Genomic DNA, 555 nt, shown 5'->3' with positions numbered 1-555 from the left:
CCACCGGCTCGGCCCCCACCGACACCAGCACCTCATCATCAACCTGCACGAACCGCGACCGCAGCACCTCATGCCGCTCCGCCAACGCCACCAACGCCCGCTCCAGCAACCCCGCATCCAGCGGGCCCCTGATCCTGAGGCAGATGTGCGTGTTGTAGAGCGCGAGGTCGCTCTCCAGCTGGTCGAGGAACCACAGCCGGCGCTGGGCATAGGAGGCGGGCAGCAGCCCGTCGCGCGGCACGGGGGTGACCGGCGGGATCTGGTCGATCCCGCGGCCCTGGACGGCCGCCAGCCGCGCGGCGAGGCCGGCGACCGTGGGCGACTCGAACAGCGCCCGCGGCGGCAGCCCAGCACCGAACGCCTTGCGCAGCCGCCCCATGAGCTTGATCGCCAGCAGCGAGTGGCCGCCGAGCGCGAAGAAGCCGTCGTCACGCCCCACCGGACCGGTCTGGAGCACCGCCTCGAACAGCGCCGCCACCAACTCCTCCACCGGACCACGCGGCGCCACCCGCACCGGCTCGACCACACCGGCCGGCTCGGGCAGGGCCGACCTGT

1 protein-coding gene is annotated in these 555 nt (G+C 73.3%); it reads right to left on the bottom strand.

Translation table 11 applies throughout. The features are described 5' to 3' along the window. Positions 1-555, bottom strand: a 555-nt coding sequence (locus tag ACTWQA_RS59185; RefSeq protein WP_443167532.1) for a phosphopantetheine-binding protein, incomplete at both ends; no start/stop codon positions are given.

It is taken from the genome of Nonomuraea sp. 10N515B (assembly GCF_052245915.1).
GTDB lineage: Bacteria > Actinomycetota > Actinomycetes > Streptosporangiales > Streptosporangiaceae > Nonomuraea.
Note: the sequence above shows the minus strand (reverse complement) of the source record. Positions and strands in the feature narration are given on the sequence as shown.